The sequence below is a fragment of the Pseudoalteromonas sp. APC 3224 genome, from assembly GCF_030407535.1.
In the GTDB taxonomy this organism is placed as follows: Bacteria; Pseudomonadota; Gammaproteobacteria; order Enterobacterales; family Alteromonadaceae; genus Pseudoalteromonas.
Genome location: NZ_JASDDF010000038.1, coordinates 13796 through 32867 on the forward strand (window position 1 = coordinate 13796; position 19072 = coordinate 32867).

Annotated in this window: 17 protein-coding genes; 2 read left to right on the forward strand and 15 right to left on the reverse strand. The window is 38.5% G+C overall.

The window, feature by feature from the left end:
* Window positions 1–13 precede the first annotated feature (13 nt).
* From QL989_RS16250 to QL989_RS16270, 5 genes are all read right to left on the reverse strand, one after another.
* On the reverse strand, window positions 14–982 hold the full coding sequence (locus tag QL989_RS16250; RefSeq protein WP_290171178.1) for an ATP-dependent 6-phosphofructokinase: 969 nt from the start codon (window positions 980–982) through the stop codon (window positions 14–16).
* 183 nt (window positions 983–1165) lie between these two features.
* Window positions 1166–1738: a tRNA-(ms[2]io[6]A)-hydroxylase gene (locus QL989_RS16255; RefSeq protein ID WP_290171179.1), complete on the reverse strand. Its 573-nt coding sequence runs from the start codon at window positions 1736–1738 to the stop codon at window positions 1166–1168.
* Window positions 1739–1806: 68 nt separating this feature from the next.
* On the reverse strand, window positions 1807–2445 hold the full coding sequence (locus QL989_RS16260; RefSeq protein WP_290171182.1) for a sulfotransferase: 639 nt from the start codon (window positions 2443–2445) through the stop codon (window positions 1807–1809).
* Window positions 2446–2451: 6 nt separating this feature from the next.
* Complete coding sequence (locus QL989_RS16265) at window positions 2452–3348, reverse strand: hypothetical protein (RefSeq protein WP_290171184.1); 897 nt, start codon at window positions 3346–3348, stop codon at window positions 2452–2454.
* 6 nt (window positions 3349–3354) lie between these two features.
* Window positions 3355–3723, reverse strand: a complete 369-nt coding sequence (locus QL989_RS16270) for an MAPEG family protein (RefSeq protein ID WP_138607320.1) — start codon at window positions 3721–3723, stop codon at window positions 3355–3357.
* Window positions 3724–3845: 122 nt separating this feature from the next.
* Between QL989_RS16270 and QL989_RS16275 the strand changes: the two genes are divergently transcribed.
* Window positions 3846–5207 carry a DUF2254 domain-containing protein gene (locus tag QL989_RS16275; RefSeq protein WP_290171186.1) on the forward strand — a complete coding sequence of 454 codons (1362 nt, stop codon included), beginning with the start codon at window positions 3846–3848 and terminating at the stop codon, window positions 5205–5207.
* On the opposite strand, the gene QL989_RS16280 is transcribed toward QL989_RS16275, so the two are convergent.
* The 3 genes from QL989_RS16280 to ggt form a co-directional block, all read right to left on the reverse strand.
* A complete protein-coding gene (locus QL989_RS16280; RefSeq protein WP_138607324.1) occupies window positions 5204–5914 on the reverse strand; it encodes an SIMPL domain-containing protein in 711 nt (236 codons plus the stop codon). The two genes, QL989_RS16275 and QL989_RS16280, sit on opposite strands and share 4 nt — an antisense overlap.
* A gap of 107 nt (window positions 5915–6021) precedes the next feature.
* Window positions 6022–7716 carry an NAD-dependent malic enzyme gene (locus QL989_RS16285; RefSeq protein ID WP_290171188.1) on the reverse strand — a complete coding sequence of 565 codons (1695 nt, stop codon included), beginning with the start codon at window positions 7714–7716 and terminating at the stop codon, window positions 6022–6024.
* Window positions 7717–8069: 353 nt separating this feature from the next.
* Window positions 8070–9848, reverse strand: coding sequence for a gamma-glutamyltransferase (ggt, locus tag QL989_RS16290; protein WP_290171190.1), 1779 nt, complete (start codon window positions 9846–9848; stop codon window positions 8070–8072).
* Window positions 9849–9943: 95 nt separating this feature from the next.
* Here ggt and rrtA point away from each other — a divergent pair, with 95 nt between their 5' ends.
* Window positions 9944–10531: a rhombosortase gene (rrtA, locus tag QL989_RS16295; RefSeq protein WP_138607328.1), complete on the forward strand. Its 588-nt coding sequence runs from the start codon at window positions 9944–9946 to the stop codon at window positions 10529–10531.
* Between the two features lie 42 nt (window positions 10532–10573).
* On the opposite strand, the gene QL989_RS16300 is transcribed toward rrtA, so the two are convergent.
* From QL989_RS16300 to QL989_RS16330, 7 genes are all read right to left on the reverse strand, one after another.
* On the reverse strand, window positions 10574–13075 hold the full coding sequence (locus QL989_RS16300) for a prolyl oligopeptidase family serine peptidase (RefSeq protein ID WP_290171192.1): 2502 nt from the start codon (window positions 13073–13075) through the stop codon (window positions 10574–10576).
* Between the two features lie 105 nt (window positions 13076–13180).
* Entirely contained in the window at window positions 13181–14350 is a 1170-nt protein-coding gene (locus QL989_RS16305; protein WP_290171193.1) for an endonuclease/exonuclease/phosphatase family protein, read from the reverse strand.
* Window positions 14350–15279: a putative sulfate exporter family transporter gene (locus tag QL989_RS16310; protein WP_290171219.1), complete on the reverse strand. Its 930-nt coding sequence runs from the start codon at window positions 15277–15279 to the stop codon at window positions 14350–14352. The genes QL989_RS16305 and QL989_RS16310 overlap by 1 nt, the downstream gene beginning before the upstream one ends.
* Window positions 15280–15283: 4 nt before the next feature.
* On the reverse strand, window positions 15284–15508 hold the full coding sequence (locus QL989_RS16315) for a DUF2798 domain-containing protein (RefSeq protein ID WP_075169227.1): 225 nt from the start codon (window positions 15506–15508) through the stop codon (window positions 15284–15286).
* Window positions 15509–15572: 64 nt separating this feature from the next.
* Window positions 15573–16715, reverse strand: a complete 1143-nt coding sequence (locus QL989_RS16320) for a 5-(carboxyamino)imidazole ribonucleotide synthase (RefSeq protein WP_290171195.1) — start codon at window positions 16713–16715, stop codon at window positions 15573–15575.
* Between the two features lie 2 nt (window positions 16716–16717).
* A complete protein-coding gene (gene purE / locus QL989_RS16325; protein WP_198523178.1) occupies window positions 16718–17200 on the reverse strand; it encodes a 5-(carboxyamino)imidazole ribonucleotide mutase in 483 nt (160 codons plus the stop codon).
* Between the two features lie 153 nt (window positions 17201–17353).
* Window positions 17354–18940 carry an ABC-F family ATPase gene (locus QL989_RS16330; RefSeq protein WP_138607347.1) on the reverse strand — a complete coding sequence of 529 codons (1587 nt, stop codon included), beginning with the start codon at window positions 18938–18940 and terminating at the stop codon, window positions 17354–17356.
* Window positions 18941–19072 lie beyond the last annotated feature (132 nt).

Here is a 19072-nt window from a genome sequence, read left to right on the forward strand (position 1 = left end):
ACTTAATTAGTCGTTAGCGGCAAAATACAGATAACAGCCCTTGCAGCTCTTCATTTATAACATGTTGTTTTACAACATCTTGCATAGGAGTATTTGAAACTTTGTTATTTAAAATACCCACCATTTTAGCGCTTTCTCCAGCACATAAAGCCTTAACACATTGTACACCCAGTCTAATGGCCAACATACGATCCGCAGCCGATGGGTTTCCGCCGCGCTGCAAGTGCCCTAGCTTAGTTACACGTAAATCAATGCTTGGATTTACGGCAGTTATTTTTTCACATACATATTCAACACCATTTTCATCGCCCTCAGACACCACCACGATAAATGCGTGTTCACTATGATAATCGCTAATCTTTAGCAATAAATCATCGATATCTTTATCATTGTCAGGGATCAATACTGAATCGGCACCAGAGGTTAAACCGGCATAAGTGCCAATATATCCGGAATCACGCCCCATAACTTCAATAACAAACACCCTATTATGAGATTCTGCTGTATCTCTAATATTATCAATACATTGCATTGATGTGTTTACTGCCGTATCAAATCCTAAGGTGTAGTCTGTGCCTGCAATATCGTTATCTATGGTGCCGGGAATGCCAATATAAGGGATATTGGTTATGTGTGATAACCATAAACAGCCTCTAAAAGAGCCATCGCCACCTATGACAATTAAGGCATCAATATTATTATGTTCAATTGTAGCTAAAGCTTGCTGTCTGCCTGTCTTAGTTCTAAACCTTTCACTACGTGCGGTTTTTAAAACGGTACCGCCCAAGTGCATACTTTGTTGCAGGTTTTTGCAGTCAAGTGTCACTAAATCATTATCAATTAAACCCTCATATCCTTTTCGAACTCCTGACACTTTTATGCCTTGTTGTTGAGCGGTTTTTACGATGGCAAATAAAGCGGTGTTCATCCCTGGAGCATCACCTCCAGAGGTAAGCACGGCAATATGATTAATTGGTTGCATCGGTTCACGTCCTTAAAGCAAGCTATACATTAAAATGATAATAGCTGTTTATTGTTAGGCAGTGTTAACTAAGTGCAGTTAAGTTGATCTAGTTATGCGTTATTAAACAATATTTTTCATAATAATAGAGGGAAGTATTTATATTGGCATGCTAACTTGCTATCAACATGCCGTGGTTAACTATTAATGTAGAGCAGCAGTAAACGGTATATTTTTACAAATTTCTGCTTCTATTTTTAATAACTCTTCTAAACGATCATCAACTTCTTGTTTATCAAAGTATTCGTAAGCAAGTTCAACAAATAGATTTTTATGTTTTTCTTCTGACTTGGCTATCGCAACATAAAAATCTTTTTCTTTTCCTTCAGGTAAGGCTTCGGCAACTAAAGAAAAACGTTCGTGTCCCCTCGCCTCAATTACACCGCCAACGAGCAGCCTATCCATTAAAAATCCATCGCGTCCATGTCTAAAGTGTGCGCGAATTTGTTTAATGTAAGGGTCTTTTTTATCGTCACCTAAATTAGTATCACGCTCAATGAGTAATTTCAGCACTTGCTTGAAATGAATTAACTCTTCTAAGGCTAAGTCAGTCATGGCTTTAACTAATTTACGCTTATCAGGGTAATGTGAAAGCATAGACATAGCCATGCCCGATGCTTTTTTTTCAGCAGCAGCGTGGTCTTGTAAAAAAGTTTCAAAGTCGGCTAAAACAACTTCGGTCCATTCAAATGGCGTGTGGTATTTTAATTCAAACATATGGATACAACTTATAAAATAATGCGTGGATTTTAGCGTATTTAAAAATAAAAATCTTTGCTCGCGGTTTAAATTTGTCTCTCATAAGGTAAAAATTTATCAATCCGCCCTTTCGCTGTCGATTCAATTTTTAATGGATGTTTTATATCATTCCACGCGGTGACCTTACCCCCCATATTCATTTTTTCAAAGCCATTTAACTCAGAGGTAATACTTAAAAAATCACAAAGCTGACTAAAACTGTTAGGTTTAGCTATATCTATCGCTAAAAAATCTTGTTCTCGATTACTAAAATAAGCCTTAGCATTATTAATGTGTACGTTATAACAATCAGTTAAATACTGGTCGTTATTTATATTCTCTAGTGAAAAGTCTTTAAATGTATTTAAATAACAGCGCTTTAAATGAATGTTAAAGCCACCATCTGCACGGGTTAAATTAGTGTGCATTCGCTGTAAAAGCTGTCTTATTGATGGTATCCATGCAGTAAGCTCTCGCTCTAAATATATAAATTTTGCGCCAGGATAGTATTTATCTAATACTTTAAAATCGTTAAATATGGGGGTGTCTGCAATTGCGACCGCATTATCAAAACAGGCGGTAATGTATGCAGTATGAGCAGTTGGTATACCAAAATGTAAAAATGCATTACATACACTGGTGGTACCGGTTCGCGGTAAGCCAATAATAAATATTTTTTGTTTCATGGGGTTTTACATGTCTTTTTCTGAAAACCAAAGTGAAGTATTATCAAGTGGTGTTAATAAGGGTAAGTTTTTGTTTTCTAATCTAATAATAATCTTGTTTTTAATATCTGCGTGCTCAATGGCACTGCGATGATACGCATTAAATAAGCGGTCAAACTCGCCATTTTTACGCATGACCGCTAAGCCATTTTCAACTGCATAGGCCAACTCGGGCGTATCTTTACTAAAAAAGAAGTAAATTGCACTTGGGTATTGCAGTATTAACTGAGGAAGAGTTGTAAGTTTTGCATCACCTTTAAAGGTATTTAGCTCCGTTTCAACCTCAAGCAACGATCGAGGAAATACATCTCCTCTGCCTTTTATTAACATATTAAATAATGAGCTGTATTCAATTGATGTTGATACCGTTAATCCACTATCTAATAAAACTTGAGTATCTGGCCAGTCGTGACCTTGAATAAAGTGGATACCTTTAAAGTCATCAATTTTTTTTAAGCTTGATAATTTTTTTTGTTTATTCTGTGTAGTGACAAGTAAACGCCACCCGTATAAACCTTTAAAAATAGGCACTCTTACGGGCAATAGCTCTTTTTCTCGCTGCTGTGAAGTCATGGTCCATGCAACGTTGACTTCATCATTATGTATAATTTGTTTTAATGAGCGGCTTTGAGGCATAGAAATACTCGATGCTTTTAATGTATATTTTGCGCCGCTGTATTGTAAGGCCGTTCTCAATAAAACCAACGGATAAAGAATTTCATCTTCACCAACTCGCATCGTTTTAGGATAAACATAATTTAAACCATCAATACTTTGATTGCTATTGTCATTTTCTATTGCCCATACAAATGACGCCAACGAAGTGGCAAAACATAAGCTTATAAAAACAATAGCGAATCGCATCTTTATTTATCTACTTAACAATAAAATTAAGGAACTTACAAAAAGAATAGCAAAAGTCATCATCATACTTAATACACGTGCTTTTAGATTGTTAGTACTAATAGCTGAGCCATGAAGTGCACGGCTTATAAATAGCAAACCGCCAAGTGCATGCATATAATGACTTGCTAAGCCTTGATACTCTAATAAGAACAGTAAAATTAGGCTAATTGGTACATACTCAATAAAATTCCCATGAGCTCGAGTTGCACGTTCAAGCTCAGGATGACTCCCATTACCAAGTGAAATGCCTTCAGACTTGCGTATTTTTACAACATTAATACTCAGGTAAATATAATATAGTGCCAGTAAAGCCGCATAACTCGATATAATCACAGTATTTTTCCATTTAATTTTTAAGCAATAATAACACATAACTTAAGCTGTAAAATCACTTACTTTAGTATCAAATATGCTAGAGTGATTTATAGATTGGTATCGTAATAAGTAAGGATAATATGTATTTAAGAACAAAAATAACCAATAGCTACCGCGAAATAATTAACAGTATTGGGTTTTATCCCTCATTATTATCTGTTGCTTTTTTATTTTTTGCCGTACTGACAATGTCAGTCGAGTACTTAGCCCCCATCGAAAAACTTAAATCACTAATTTCATTTATATTAGTTGATAGCGCAGAAAACGCACGTACCATTTTAAGCACCCTCGCTGGCAGCATTATTTCGTTAACCGTATTTAGTTTTTCTATGGTGATGGTGGTATTAAATTCAGCCAGTGCTAGCTTATCCCCCCGAGTTGTTCCTGGGCTCATTACCCGTAAATCACACCAAATGGTATTAGGGTTTTATTTGGGTAGTATTATTTATTCAATAATAATGCTGATAAATATCAACAAACTCGATAATGGTAATACCGCGATTCCCTCACTTGGCGTATTGTTTGCGCTTGTTTTTGGGTTAATATCTTTAGGATTATTTGTATTTTTTATTCATTCTATTTCAAAAGCAATACAAGTAGATAACGTATTAAATGGCTTGTTTAGGCAAACAAAAAAAGAAATTCAAGACATTATCAATATGCAAGACGAAAACCCCGTTGATAACTTTCCCGAGTTTTCAAACTGGCATTCAATAAACAGTACAACCGAGGGTTACTACAAAGGGGTTCATTCTAATAAATTATGTGCCCTACTAGCAGATGAAAATATTGAGCTGTTTATTACGGTTAAGCAAGGTTATTTTACAGTTAAAGGTTACCCGTTTTTAAAGTGTAATAAGGACATATCTGAGAACGAAGAGTTAATTGAGGAAATTTTAGACTGTTTTATTTTTTATATAGAAGAATACATTAGCGACCATTACCGCTATGGGTTAACACAAATATCAGAAATTGCCGTAAAAGCTATGAGCCCAGGAATAAACGATCCGGGTACTGCCGTTAAATCTATTGATATGCTCAGTATATTATTAATAGAACGACTAAAGATTAATGCAATAAATTATTCATGCTATCAAAAAGATGAGCAACCATTGTTGTACTTTCATGAAACCAGTTTTGATGAACTGCTTCATGATAACTTCACCCCTTTACGCAATTATGCAAAAGCCGATGCCTATGTAATGACTAACGTTATTGAAGCATTTAAAAATATTTTATTTATTGCTAATGATAATGTGGATGCACGAAACAGTGTGTTTAATTATTTAAATGCCATTGTTGATGATATTAATCAGCACATAGTTAACGAATACGATCGTCAAGAGATTAGTAATATGCTGTATGCCATTGTGCGTATTAGTGAATCACAAGGAAAGCAGTTGGTGGCACGATTTGAGCACCACCCATCTATAAGCGCTTAATCAATATAATAAATTGCGTAACTTGATGCGCTTATTGTAATTTCACCAGCATGATATGCATCGGGTACATAGTTACTCGGTGCACCATCAGCCATCATTACTTTTTCACTGCGCATGTAGGGTACTGATGGCATATCAAGCGGACTTAAAGACGCACTATATAAGCCTTTCAATTCAACATCAAAATCAGCACTTAACTCTTTTGCCGCTGCTTTAGCTTGTTTAATAGCTAATTTTTGTGCTTTTTTGTGCAGCTCATCATAGTTGCTCGCTAAAAACTGCGTTTGTCTAATTTCATTAATACCATTATTAACTAAACTTTGTAAAAGCTCAGGGTATTTATTAATCGCTGAGAGTTTAATTGTAAGCGTTCTGGATACTTTAAACCCGGTAAACTCTTGCTTACCTGTTTCGCGGTTATATTGATTATCACGATAGATTGAGATTTGACCAGCATTAATATCTGCATCAGCTACGCCTAGCTTTTTTACTAAACTAATTGCACTGGCCATCGTAGTATCAGTTTGTTTTTTTGCGGCAATTAAGTTTTTATCTATTTCCGTAATACCCACTGTTAATAAAACATGATCTGGCATAGTCGTTACCGATGCTTCACCTTTTACATAGATATGAGGCTCTTCAGGGGCATTAGTTGCATAGGCTGACGTGCTTAGCAAAGCAGCCGTTAAAATCGAAAGTGTTTTCATAGTTCTATCCTTTTAAATTGATTGCCTTAGTTAACACCTTATGTGGTTAATTGCAGATGAACAAGCATAAAAAAACAGGCAAAAGCCTGTTTTTTAGTAATGAAGCATTAAATGCTGCAACGCTTGTAGTTACGATACTTCGGTAACCAGTAGTTTCTGTCGATGGCTGCCCACAGAGCATCATCTGAAATCTCAAGGGCAACGCCCTCTTCAATTGCTTTTTTCGCGACTGCAAATGCAATGCGTTTACTAAGCGTTTCAATTTCTGTTAACGCAGGTAATAAGCTACCTTTGCCCGTATTAGCTAATGGTGATGACTCTGCCAACATTTCACTCGACATTATTAGCATCGCATCGGTAATACGCGTTGCTTTAGCAGCAATTACACCTAAGCCAATACCTGGGAAAATGTAGCTGTTATTACATTGAGGAATTGGGTAAGTAACGCCGTTATAAACAACAGGATCAAATGGGCTACCTGTAGCTACAATCGCTTTACCATCAGTCCATTTAATAACATCTTCTGGGTAAGCTTCTACCTGTTTAGATGGATTACTTAACGGGAAAATAATAGGTGCTTCACAGTTTGCGTGCATAGCACGAATAACTTGCTCAGTGAATAAGCCCGGTTGACCTGATACACCAATTAAAATATCTGGTTCTGCACAGTGCATTACATCTAATAATGACGCGTATTCGCCGCTGTAAGTCCAATCGGCTAGGCAGCTCGTTGGTTGCGCTAACATTTGTTGGAAGTCGCGTAAGCCTTCCATGCCATCAGTTAATAAACCAAAACGGTCAACCATAAATACTTGGCTGCGAGCTTGTGCTTCACTGATACCTTCGGCCACCATAGTGCTAACAATTTGTTCAGCAATACCACAGCCTGCAGATCCTGCGCCTACAAACACAACTTTTTGAGTCGATAGTTTAGCGCCTTTAACACGACAAGCTGCTAATAATGAACCCACAGTAACCGATGCAGTGCCTTGAATGTCATCATTAAAGCTACAAATCTCATTACGGTAACGCTTTAATAATGGCATAGCATTTGGTTGTGCAAAATCTTCAAATTGCAGTAATACGCTTGGCCAACGACGCTTAACCGCTTTAATGAATAAATCTAAAAACTCATCGTATTCATCTTGCGCAATACGCTTATGGCGTGCACCCATGTACATTGGGTCGTTTAATAGTTTTTCGTTATTCGTGCCTACATCAAGCATAACCGGTAATGTATACGCTGGGCTAATACCACCACAGGCGGTGTACAAAGAAAGCTTACCAATTGGAATACCCATACCGCCAATACCTTGGTCGCCCAAGCCTAAAATACGCTCGCCATCAGTAACCACGATAACTTTTACTTTGCCTTTTGTGGCATTACGTAAAATATCGTCGATCTGGAAACGATCTTCATAGGAAATAAACAAACCACGTGCACTGCGGTAAATATCAGAAAACTTCTCACAGGCATCACCCACCGTTGGGGTGTAAATAATAGGCATCATTTCTTCAATATGATCACGCACTAAACGATAGTAAAGCGTTTCGTTATTGTCTTGAATAGCACGTAAATAAATGTGCTTATTTAAATTGTCATTAAAACTTGAGTACTGTTGGTAACAACGCTCAACTTGCTCTTCTATTGTTTCGTAACGTGGAGGAAGTAAACCTGCAAGATTGAAGTTTTCACGTTCTTTTTGGCTAAATGCACTTCCTTTATTCAATAATGGGGTTTCAATTAGGCCTGGGCCAGAATAAGGAATATAAAGATAATTAGGATCGGTATTTGTAGTCATATTTCCAAGCTTTACTGAATCTTAAATAATGATCTGCCATTATCATTGTTAAAGGCTAAATTGCAATGACATTTAAGCTTGTCAGACCATTGAAAATGTTCAAATACAAGCGCTACTTTAGTATAAAGCCTCTCATATTTGGTGAATATGTTAGCTGCCAATTGTGGATTTAAAAATTAAATGAACATTAAACAAACGATTTATTTTTTAATGGTAACAACACTGACTGCTATTTTTAGATTTGCTAATTTTTTACGTTAGTTAACATGCTATTTTCAATCAAATAGTTATTAACTATTAAGCTGTTATATTTAAAACAGCAGGCAGCAAACCTGCTGTTTATTATACATGTTTTAAAATTTAAATGAGGCTTTATTATTACTTAAATCAGATAACGCCATCCCTTCTCTGCGCGGATCGGCGGCGCCATACAAGCGGTTGTTTTTAACTTCTACTGCATGCAGCCCTGAGTTTAAGTCAATAACACGTACATCATGACCGCGCTTTTTAAGCTTAGGTACAAGCGCTTCAAGTTCAGTACCTTTTTCAAGGCTAGTATAATCATTACGATTAGTTGTACGCGGTAAATTAATGGCCTGTTGAGCATTTAAATCCCAATCTAAAACGCCAATAACAACTTGCGCTACATAATCAATAATACGACTCCCACCAGGAGAACCCACTACTAAACGTAAACTGCCATCTTGGTTAAAAACCATCACCGGAGACATTGAGCTGCGCGGACGTTTATGTGCTTCGACCCTGTTAGCCACCAATTTGCCATTTTTACGTGGTGAAAGTGAAAAATCAGTCAGCTGATTATTTAAAATATAACCATTAACCATCACTGTTGAGCCAAACGCCATTTCAATAGAGCTGGTCATTGAAACAGCGTTTCCTTTGCTATCCACAATTGATACATGCGAGGTAGAGGGCAGCTCAAAAGAATCATCGTTTGCATAGCTTAAGTAATCAACAGGGTTACCTGGCAATGCTTTTTGATCTTTTTCAGTAATTAATTTCGCGCGGGTGGCAATGTAGTCTTTATTTAATAATTCTTGAGTAGGTACTTGGGTAAAGTCAGGATCGCCAATGTATTTATTACGATCGGCAAACGCAATACGTGACGCTTGGCTAAAGTAATGAATTGCCTCGGCGCTATTGGCTTTAATATTTGCCATGTTTTTGTGTTCAAGCAAGCCTAAAATTTGTAGTACTGAGATACCGCCACTACTAGGCGGCGCCATAGAGCAAACATTATAAACTCGGTATTTTATACAAACGGGTGCACGCTCTTTACTGCTGTAATTAGCAAGATCTTGCTCAGATAATTTACCAGGCGCAATTTTTGACTGCTGTACTGCTTTTACCATAGCTTTGGCATTATCGCCTTTGTAAAAGGCATCTATCCCTTTTGAAGCAATGTCTTTATATAAATTAGCTAATGGCTGATTTTTTTTAATACTGCCGACTTCAATTACTTTGCCATTTGGAAAAAAATACTCATTAATCACCGGCATACTCATTACGCCTGGGTTTAATTGTCTAACCAGTAAACCATGTAACCGAGGCGATACTTCAAATCCTTGCTCAGCAAGTTTAATTGCAGGTTTAAATAAGCTAGCCCAAGGTAAGGAACCGTACTGTTTATGGGCGCTGGCAAATGCATGTAAAATACCGGGTACGCCTACAGAGCGTCCACCTACAACCGCTTCAATCCATTTGACTGCGTTGCCGTGTTTATTTAAAAACAGGTTTTCATCGGCATTACTCGGCGCGGTTTCACGGCCATCAAAGCTGGTGAGTTTATTATTAGCTTTATTGTAATACATCATAAACGTACCACCGCCAATACCTGATGATTGCGGCTCAACTAATGTAAGTACTAATTGGGTGGCAATAGCGGCATCAACCGCACTGCCGCCTTGCGCTAAAATGGCTTTACCTGCTTGTGAAGCATACGGATTAGCGGCGGCTACCATGTACTTATCGCCAGCCACTAATTGCTTATGTACAACACCTGTGGCCGCTTCAGGTTCACGTGTTTCAATTGTGCTAGCGTTTTGTGCAAACAAAGGAAAAGACAAGGCACTTAGAGTCAGTGCGAATAAACAGTTGAGCTTAAAATTCATAATCACTTAATAAACTTAAATTGCATGGAAGATAATTGGCATCTTAAAGTTAAACAGGCACAATATGCAAAAATAAATATAAAAATGATCGCTAAATGCTTAATTTACCTCTTCAGCCGCGCTATGTTTTCCCTCCCTTATGTTTAATTGTATTAAGTACTTTCTTAGCATGGCTGGGTATAAACAACGAACTTGAATTTAATCGTCAACTGATTGAACAAGGCCAACTGTGGCGTTTGTTTACCAGCCAATTTGTACATGCCAATTGGGCGCACTTAGGGCTGAATTGTGCCGGTATCGCGCTTATTTGGTTATTGCATGGTGAGTACACATCCCCAAGCAGATATAGTTTTAATATTGCCACATTGGCAATTTGGTGTGGCTTAGGTGTTTTTTGGTTTTGCCCCACAATTACAATTTACACAGGACTTAGTGCAGTTTTGCATGGCGTGATCATTTGGGGAGCCATAAAAGATGCCACTGTTGGACTTAAATCAGGTTATGTGTTGTTTATTGGTGTGTGGGTAAAGCTAATCGCTGAACAAATAAATGGCCCTAGTGCTGATATTGGCGCATTGATCAACTCAACGGTGGCTGTTGATGCACATTTAATTGGCGCGATTGGCGGCGCATTGTTGGGCGTTCCTTTAATTATTAAATTCATCAGCAAAAATAAAGAATAAAAAAACGCCACATTGTGGCGTTTTTTATCAACTTACCGCTATTTATAGTGTTTCTTTAAACAGCTTATAAATTCGACGGTATTCATCTAACCAGCTCGAAGGCTGCACAAAACCATGCGGCTCTACTGGAAAGATTGCTGTTTCAAAGTTTTCTTTCTCAAGCTCGATTAAACGCTGTACTAAACGCACTGAATCTTGAAAAAACACATTATCATCAACCATTGGCGCATTTATTAATAAATGCTTTTTAAGCCCTTCTGCATAGTAAATAGGTGAACTACGTTCATAAGCAATTGGGTCAACATCTGGGTGATTCAAAATGTTAGCAGTATAGCCTGTATTATAATGTGCCCAATCAGTCACAGGGCGAAGCGCAGCACCTGATTGAAACAAATCTGGCGCAGTAAATAACGCCATAAAGGTCATAAATCCGCCGTATGAACCACCGTAAGTACCAACCGCTTGAGTATCAACGTTGGCATTTTCAGCCATCCATTTTACGCCATCTGCTAAATCTTGTGTTTCAGGTGTTCCCATTTGACGGTAAATAGCAGTACGCCAATCACGGCCATAACCTTTAGAAGCACGGTAATCCATATCCATCACTACATAACCTTCATCGGCAAGTAATGAATGGAACATAAATTCGCGAAAGTAACCAGACCAACCCATGTGTGAATTTTGCAGGTAACCGGCACCATGGTTAAAAATAACCGCTTTACGGTTTTTACCTGTTTCACCTTCTTGGTAATCAGCTGGGTAATAAACTTTGGCGTATATTGGCTGATCTGTATGGCTTGAAGGCACAGCAACAATTTTAGGCGCCGTTAGTTTTTTAGCTAAGAACGCGTCAGATACCGTGTTAGTTAAACGAGTTGCGGTTGTGTTTGCTTTAGCCTCAGCTACATAAAGTTCAGTCGGCATGGTAATTTTAGAGTGTTTTAATAATAACTTAGACTGATCAGGGCTTAAGGTGTAATCTGTCATGCCATTTAAGTCTGTTACTTGCTCGCTATCACCTGTTTGTGGGTTTACACGGTAAATTTCGTAAAGACCTGGATGCTCAACATTCGCTTTATAATAGATAGCACTATTGTCATCAGCGAGGGTTAAATTAGATACTTCAAATTTACCCATGGTTAGCGCAGTCGCTTTACCATCAAGTGGCTTTTTATAAAGCTGACTATAGCCCGACTCTTCTGATAAATAATACAGAGTATTGGAATCATTTAACCAACCAAAGTCGTTAAACGCATAAGCAATCCATGCGTCGTCATGTAGTCGATGTTGAGACACAAGTTTGTTATTTTCAAAATCTACAGTGGCTAACCAACGATCTTTGTTATCCCATGCTTCAAGCATAATCGCTACTTGGCTACCATCATCGTTCCAGCTGATGGGTGATTGATTCCAACCCCAATCTGAAATAACGTTAATACCACGAGGTTGTTTTTTAGATTTATAGGTTTTACCGTCACGGGCGAAGTTTTCTTTTTTAACCTCAGCAAGTACATCTTCATCAAAACCAGGTAAGGTGTTAAACCCTAATGTGGTTTGGCTTTGATCTGCAAGGTTAATATAAACAAGCTCTGAGGTTTGCTCTTTAGAATCAGCTACGCGACGGCGAACTTTTTTAGGCTCTATCGTCGCATCATCAGTGATGTAATTAGGCATAATATCGCCTTCACCACGCCATGAGCTTTTTTCTTGTACTACTACAATTAATGCATCGCCATTTGGAGAAAGCTCGGCTTCATCAACCGTGTTGCCATCACCTAAATAATAATGGGTGTTAGCAATTGAGCTATTACTCGCTTTTACTTGCTCTTTGCGCGCATGCTTATCTTGTTTATTTTTATGCTGTTGTGCAATGTAATCAATCAGCTTATGTTGCTCTTTGGCGATATAAGTTGATGGTTCTTTTACGCCTTGTGGTTTATCAGCCAGTTTTAAGTTGGCAATTTCACGGGTTAAACCTGTGGTTAAATCTACTTTAAAAAAGATATTACCCTGACGATAAGCTAAGTTACCGTCGTTTAAAAATTGTGGTTTTGACTCTGTCGCAGAGCTTTGCGTAATTTGTTTAATTGCGCCTGATTTTACGTTTTTGATAAATACGTTACCCTCAAACACATAAGCTTGAAGTGACTTATCGTTTGAAAAAACAGCTTTACTTGAACCAACACTGTGTAATTTTTCTAGTGCCACTTGCTCTGCTGTTTGTGAGTTTACAGCTTGAGCGAATAAATCTCTTAGCTCACTACCTTGCTGCTTACGCGCGTAAATGATGGTACTTGAATCTGCACTCCAAAAAGCGCTTTGCGGTTGGCGTCCAATCCAATCAGGGTGAGCCATGGCTTGTTCAAGGGTAATTTTTGAATCGCCCAAATCTGCGGGCGTGTTAACAACACTAGCAACGGTGGTATTTGTTTGAATAGATGAGTCAGTAGAAGTTGTAGCGGTTGCGGTACAACCCGCTAACATAACACTTGATACAACAGCGATTGCAACAAGTGTTTTAGAAGATGAGAATTTAAAAATCATAGTGCTTCTTGACGGTTATTATAATTAACCATATTTAAGCAGAAGCACCTTTATAAATGCAATTATTTAAGACAAACAACGCTGATATTGGGGTGAGTAACCCGTTTATTCAACCGTTAAATCAAGCCAGACTAATCGGTGGTCGCTTGATGCATTTCTATCCTTAATTAAACGATATAATTCGCTTTGTTTTTTTGGCCAAAATACACCACCACCTTTAATGGTTAAGCCATAATTTGAAGGGAGTACGTAATCAACACGTGCCTGCCAATTAGCGGTATAGTTTTTAGCATAAGCTTGCGGGTATTGCTCTTTTGCGCCCTCACTGGTTGGAATAAAACCTGCGTTAATCAATGGGCTTTTAAGTATTTGATCTGTAGTATTAGTACGCTTTTTATCACCTTCAGGTGCGGCATTTAGATCACCTAAAATCACAAATCGCGATTTTGCTGCAAGCCCACCCTTTTTACCATTATCATCATAAAGGTAACTTTCGTTATTAACGTAATCGGCAATAAGCCTAATTTCATCATGGTTACGAATGCCATTTCTGTCTTCATCGCCATCAAACACAGGTGGTGTTGGGTGCGCCGCTAGCATATGGACTACTTTATCGTTTACTTTTACGGGTATATCCCAAAAAGATTTAGAGCTTAAACGTAAAGTATTCCACTCTTCATCGTTATACCAATTGGTATTGGTTTTTGGGTCAACTGGCATTTTTACATTAGGTAAATCTTTGTGCTTGAAGGTTTGTAATGTTCTGATGTTGTCAAAATCAATCGGGTAGCGAGATAAAAACGCCATTGCGTAATGGCCTTCAAAAAAACCAAAGCCTTGTGCATCACCCATTACCCCAGTTTTTTTGCCGTTATTGTCCAAGTCAAACTCAGTTGCTAAGCCGGTATTAACGGGGGCAATGTAAACGTATGGGTAATCAATTGCTGCTTGATTATTTTGCCCTACATTTAAGTAGTGGCTTTTAAAATACTCAATACCTTGCTCTTTTGGAATGTAGTCAAACTCATTGAGTAGTACTACATCTGGGCGGACGCGCTGGATTATTTCAGCAATATTTTTAATTTGCTGGTGGTTTGAACGCAGTGCATTTACCAGTGCATCACTTTTTACTTGTTCATTTTTAGCGGTGTAATTAGTGGCATCCATACTGACATTAAAGGTTGCTACGCGTAGCGATTCAGCCAATACAGGGCTGCTAGAAAAAACAGCAAATAACACACTACTGATTGCTGTAATACTAAGATTACGTTTCATTATATGAATCCATCTATAATTAATAATAAAATTGTGCTGCTGACTATAACCCACAAAGTAATTGCCATCAAAAATGGCTTTATACCTGCTTGCTTAAGAACCGATAGTGACAAACCACTGCCAATTAAAAACAGTGTAACCACTAATAATTGCTTAGCTGCACTATTAATAAGTTCCCATGTCGATGAAAACGACGGCATATAAGTATTTATTAATGCGGCTAATAAAAAGCCCACAATAAATAAAGGAATACTTGCCTTTTCATCAGAGCGCATAAACACTCCCGCAACCGCTGTATAAGGAATGATCCACATCGCACGGGTCAATTTTACCGTAGTGGCAATACTCAGTGCCACAGCACCATAAGTAGCCGATGCCCCTACTACGCTGCTAGTATCGTGAATGGCTAATGCGGCCCACAAACCAAATTGCTGTTGGGTTAACTCAAAATAATGCCCAATTGCGGGAAATAATAATAATCCCACGCCATTAAGTAAAAATACAATCCCTAAGGCAACAGCGACTTCGTGATCTTTAGCTTTTATAACCGGTGCCATAGCGGCAATGGCGCTGCCACCGCAAATAGCGGTACCAAATGAAATTAGCACGCCTGTATTACGATTAAGCTTAAAAACTTGGGTTAAAATCTCTCCAAACCCGATTATGGCAGTAATACTAACAATTGTTAATACTAAAGAGCTGCGCCCTACTTCAATTACTTCATTAAAATCAACAGCAAAGCCTAAGCCTACAACTGCAAGCTTGAGCATTACTTTACTGGCCTTTTGAGAAAGCTCAGCAAACGGGTTGCCTAAGGTAATAGCAAATATAGCGCCTAAAACCAATGCACTTCCAGCACCTAAAAAAGGAGTCATACACAAAGCGAGTAAGAGTATAAATATTGGCTTATGCAATTTAGTGATAATCATCACTTTAAGGCCGAATAAGTTTATTTGTCAGTTTATGTACGACGGGAGCAACAAATATAACTGTAGGAAAAGCAATGCAAAAGGCAAATAACCAGGCTTTAAGCCATATAGCTACAATATTTTCGACCATTCCTACATTAAAAATTGAAATAACAAACGACATAAAGCCTGACATGAAAAGTGCCATAAAAAAAGCGAACACAATAGTACGAAACTTTGGGTGGATCATTGAAAAGAAACCTTTAGAAGGTAAAGCGATAAATTGAATTCAACTTACCGCTTGATTTTTTAACTTATAATAGCGATTTGCTAGTAGCTAATACGCCTGGGTAATCCTGCTCTGGCAAGCATGATGTAAGTTCAGCTAGGCGGTTACCTAATTGCTGTAAACTCTCACCCGAAACATTAATATGCCCCATTTTACGACCGGGCTTAACGCCTTTACCATACCAGTGACTGGTTACATCCGCCGTTTTTAAAACATCAGCAGGAATATGTGCTTGGCCTAATACATTGATCATAGCAGTAGGTTGCTTAATTTGCGTATTACCCAAAGGTAACCCTGCAACAGCACGCATATGGTTTTCAAATTGCGAGCAGTGAGCACCTTGCTGTGTCCAGTGTCCTGAGTTATGCACTCGAGGAGCTATTTCGTTAACTAATAACGTACCCTGTACATCAAAAAACTCTATGGCCAATACACCTACATAATTAAGCTCATTTGCAATACGGGTAAATGCTGAGGTTGCTTGGCTCTCTACTAAGCTATTATCTTTACCGGCTAGTGAAAGCGTTAATACACCATTGGTATGTTGGTTTTCTGTAAGTGGATAAATTGCAACGTTACCCTCTTTGTCGCGCGCGCCAATAATAGAGACTTCACGATCAAACGGGATCATTTTCTCAGCAATAATTGAATGAGGTGCATGCTCTGTACCTGAGGCAATAAAGTCAGCCATTTCAGCCCAAATAGTGTCTATTTCATCATCAGATTTTAAACGCCATTGGCCTTTGCCGTCATACCCAGCTTGGCAGGTTTTTATAACTAACGGCTTACCTAATATTTTAGCAGCTTGTTCAAGATGCGCTTTTTCAGTAATAAGTTGGTATGGTGCACAAGCTACTTCGGTTTTATCTAACAAGGCTTTTTCAAGCGAACGGTCACCACCGGTTTTTATTGCTTGTTTACCTGGATAAAACTTATTGCTATTGCAGCAAAGCGTTAATACATCATCGGGAATATGCTCAAACTCAGCGGTAATCGCATCTGCATCATTGATAGCTTGCTCAAGTGTGGTTGAATACACTTGGTTGGTTAGCGGGTGCACAATTTGTTGGCTGCCAACATCATAAGCAATCACATTTAAATTAAGCGGTGCGCCAGCAAGGCTCATCATTCGCGCAAGCTGCCCAGCACCTAAAATTAATATAGTCATTATTACTCTGCAGGATTTGGGTTAGCTAGAATAGTGTCGGTTTGCTCTTTACGAAACGCTTCAATTTTGGCGAAAATTTCAGGATTTTGACAGCCTAATATTTGTGCAGCCAATAAACCAGCATTAGCTGCACCTGGCTCACCAATAGCCAATGTGCCTACAGCAACGCCCTTAGGCATCTGGCAAATAGACAATAATGAATCAACACCATTTAACGCTTTTGACTTAACTGGAACGCCTAAAACAGGCAATGATGTAAACGCTGCAGCCATACCCGGTAAGTGGGCTGCCCCACCTGCGCCTGCAATAATTACTTTAATGCCTCGTTCGCTTGCAAAACTTGCGTAATCAGCAAGTAATTGAGGAGTGCGGTGAGCAGAAACCACTTTAGTTTCATAAGCAATGCCAAATTTTTCTAGCATCAGCGCAGCGTGTTCCATGGTTGGCCAATCTGATTTAGAACCCATAATAATGCCAACAGTCATAAATACTCCTCAGTAATGTATTTTAAAAATAGCGGACTTATGTCCGGTTTTATACCGGGTATTATATACTTAAATGCCGCAGTAATGCGACCAGCAGGCAATAAAAAAGCCATGTTAAACATGGCTTTTTTTAAATGCTGAAAATACTTGCTGTTATGCTTCTTTACTCGCCAAGTATTCGCTGTAGTTTCCTCTAAAGTCGATAATTTTACCGTCTTTAATTTCCCAAATACGGGTAGCAACTGATGATACAAACTGACGGTCGTGTGACACAAACATCAAGGTACCTTCATACGCTTCAAGTGCTAAGTTAAGCGCTTCTATAGATTCCATATCCATGTGGTTAGTCGGCTCATCCATTAATAAGATATTTGGTTTATGCATCATGATTTTACCAAACAGCATACGACCTTGCTCACCACCTGAGATAACTTTTACAGATTTTTTAATATCGTTTTGTGAAAACAACATACGACCTAAGAAGCTGCGAACAACTTGCTCGTCATCGCCCTCTTGCTGCCATTGTTCCATCCACTCAAATAAGTTCATGTCTTTTTCAAACTCATCGGCATGGTCTTGCGCATAATAGCCAATATTAGCATTTTCAGACCATTTAAACTCACCGCTTTTAGGCGCTAAACGCCCTGCTAAGGTGTTTAGTAGTGTTGTTTTACCGACACCATTCTCACCAATAATAGCAATGCGTTCACCTACTTCAACTAGGCCTTCTAAACCTGAAAATAAAGTTTCTTCAAAGCCTTGCGATAAGCTAGTCATTTCAAGCGCGTTACGGAATAACTGCTTTTCTTGTTCAAAACGGATAAATGGCGACTGACGTGACGAAGCTTTCACTTCATCTAATTGAATTTTATCAATACGTTTTGCACGTGAAGTTGCTTGCTTTGCTTTTGAAGCATTAGCAGAAAAGCGCGATACAAACTGTTGTAGTTCAGCTATTTGGCTTTTCTTTTTGGCGTTTTCACTCAATAAACGCTCGCGAGCTTGGGTCGCTGCAAACATATATTCATCGTAGTTACCCGGGTAAATACGTAATTCACCGTAGTCAATATCGGCCATATGCGTACATACTGAGTTTAAAAAATGACGGTCATGCGAGATGATAATCATAGTACAGTCACGTTGATTTAGAACATCTTCTAACCACTTAATTGTGTAAATGTCCAAGTTATTGGTAGGCTCATCAAGCAACATGATATCAGGCTCTGAAAACAATACTTGCGCTAATAGCACACGGAGTTTAAAACCTGGTGCGATTTCAGACATAGGACCGTAATGTTGCTCTGTCGCTATACCAACACCTAATAATAGCTCACCCGCTTTAGACTCAGCAGAATAGCCGTCCATTTCAGCAAACTCAGTTTCAAGGTCGGCTACCTTCATGCCATCCTCTTCACTCATCTCTGGTAGGCTATAAATACGATCGCGTTCTTGTTTTATATCCCAAAGTTCTTTGTGACCCATTATTACAGTGTCGATCACAGAGTATTCTTCGTAAGCGAACTGATCTTGATTTAGTTTAGCAACACGCTCATTAGGATCTGTGCTTACATTACCCGATGATGGTTCAAGTTCACCGCTTAGAATCTTCATAAACGTTGATTTACCACAGCCATTGGCGCCAATTAAACCATAGCGGTTTGATTCACCAAATTTAGCTGAGATATTTTCAAATAATGGTTTAGCACCAAATTGCATGGTGATGTTAGCTGTACTAATAATAGCGCTACCCTCCAAGGGAGACTGAAGTATTTAAATTGCGCGCAGTTTAAACCAAATCAGCGTTTTTTTCTATGAAAGTTTATAGCATACCCTAAAGTAAACAGTGGCTATTTTTTTGCTAAATAAGGATTG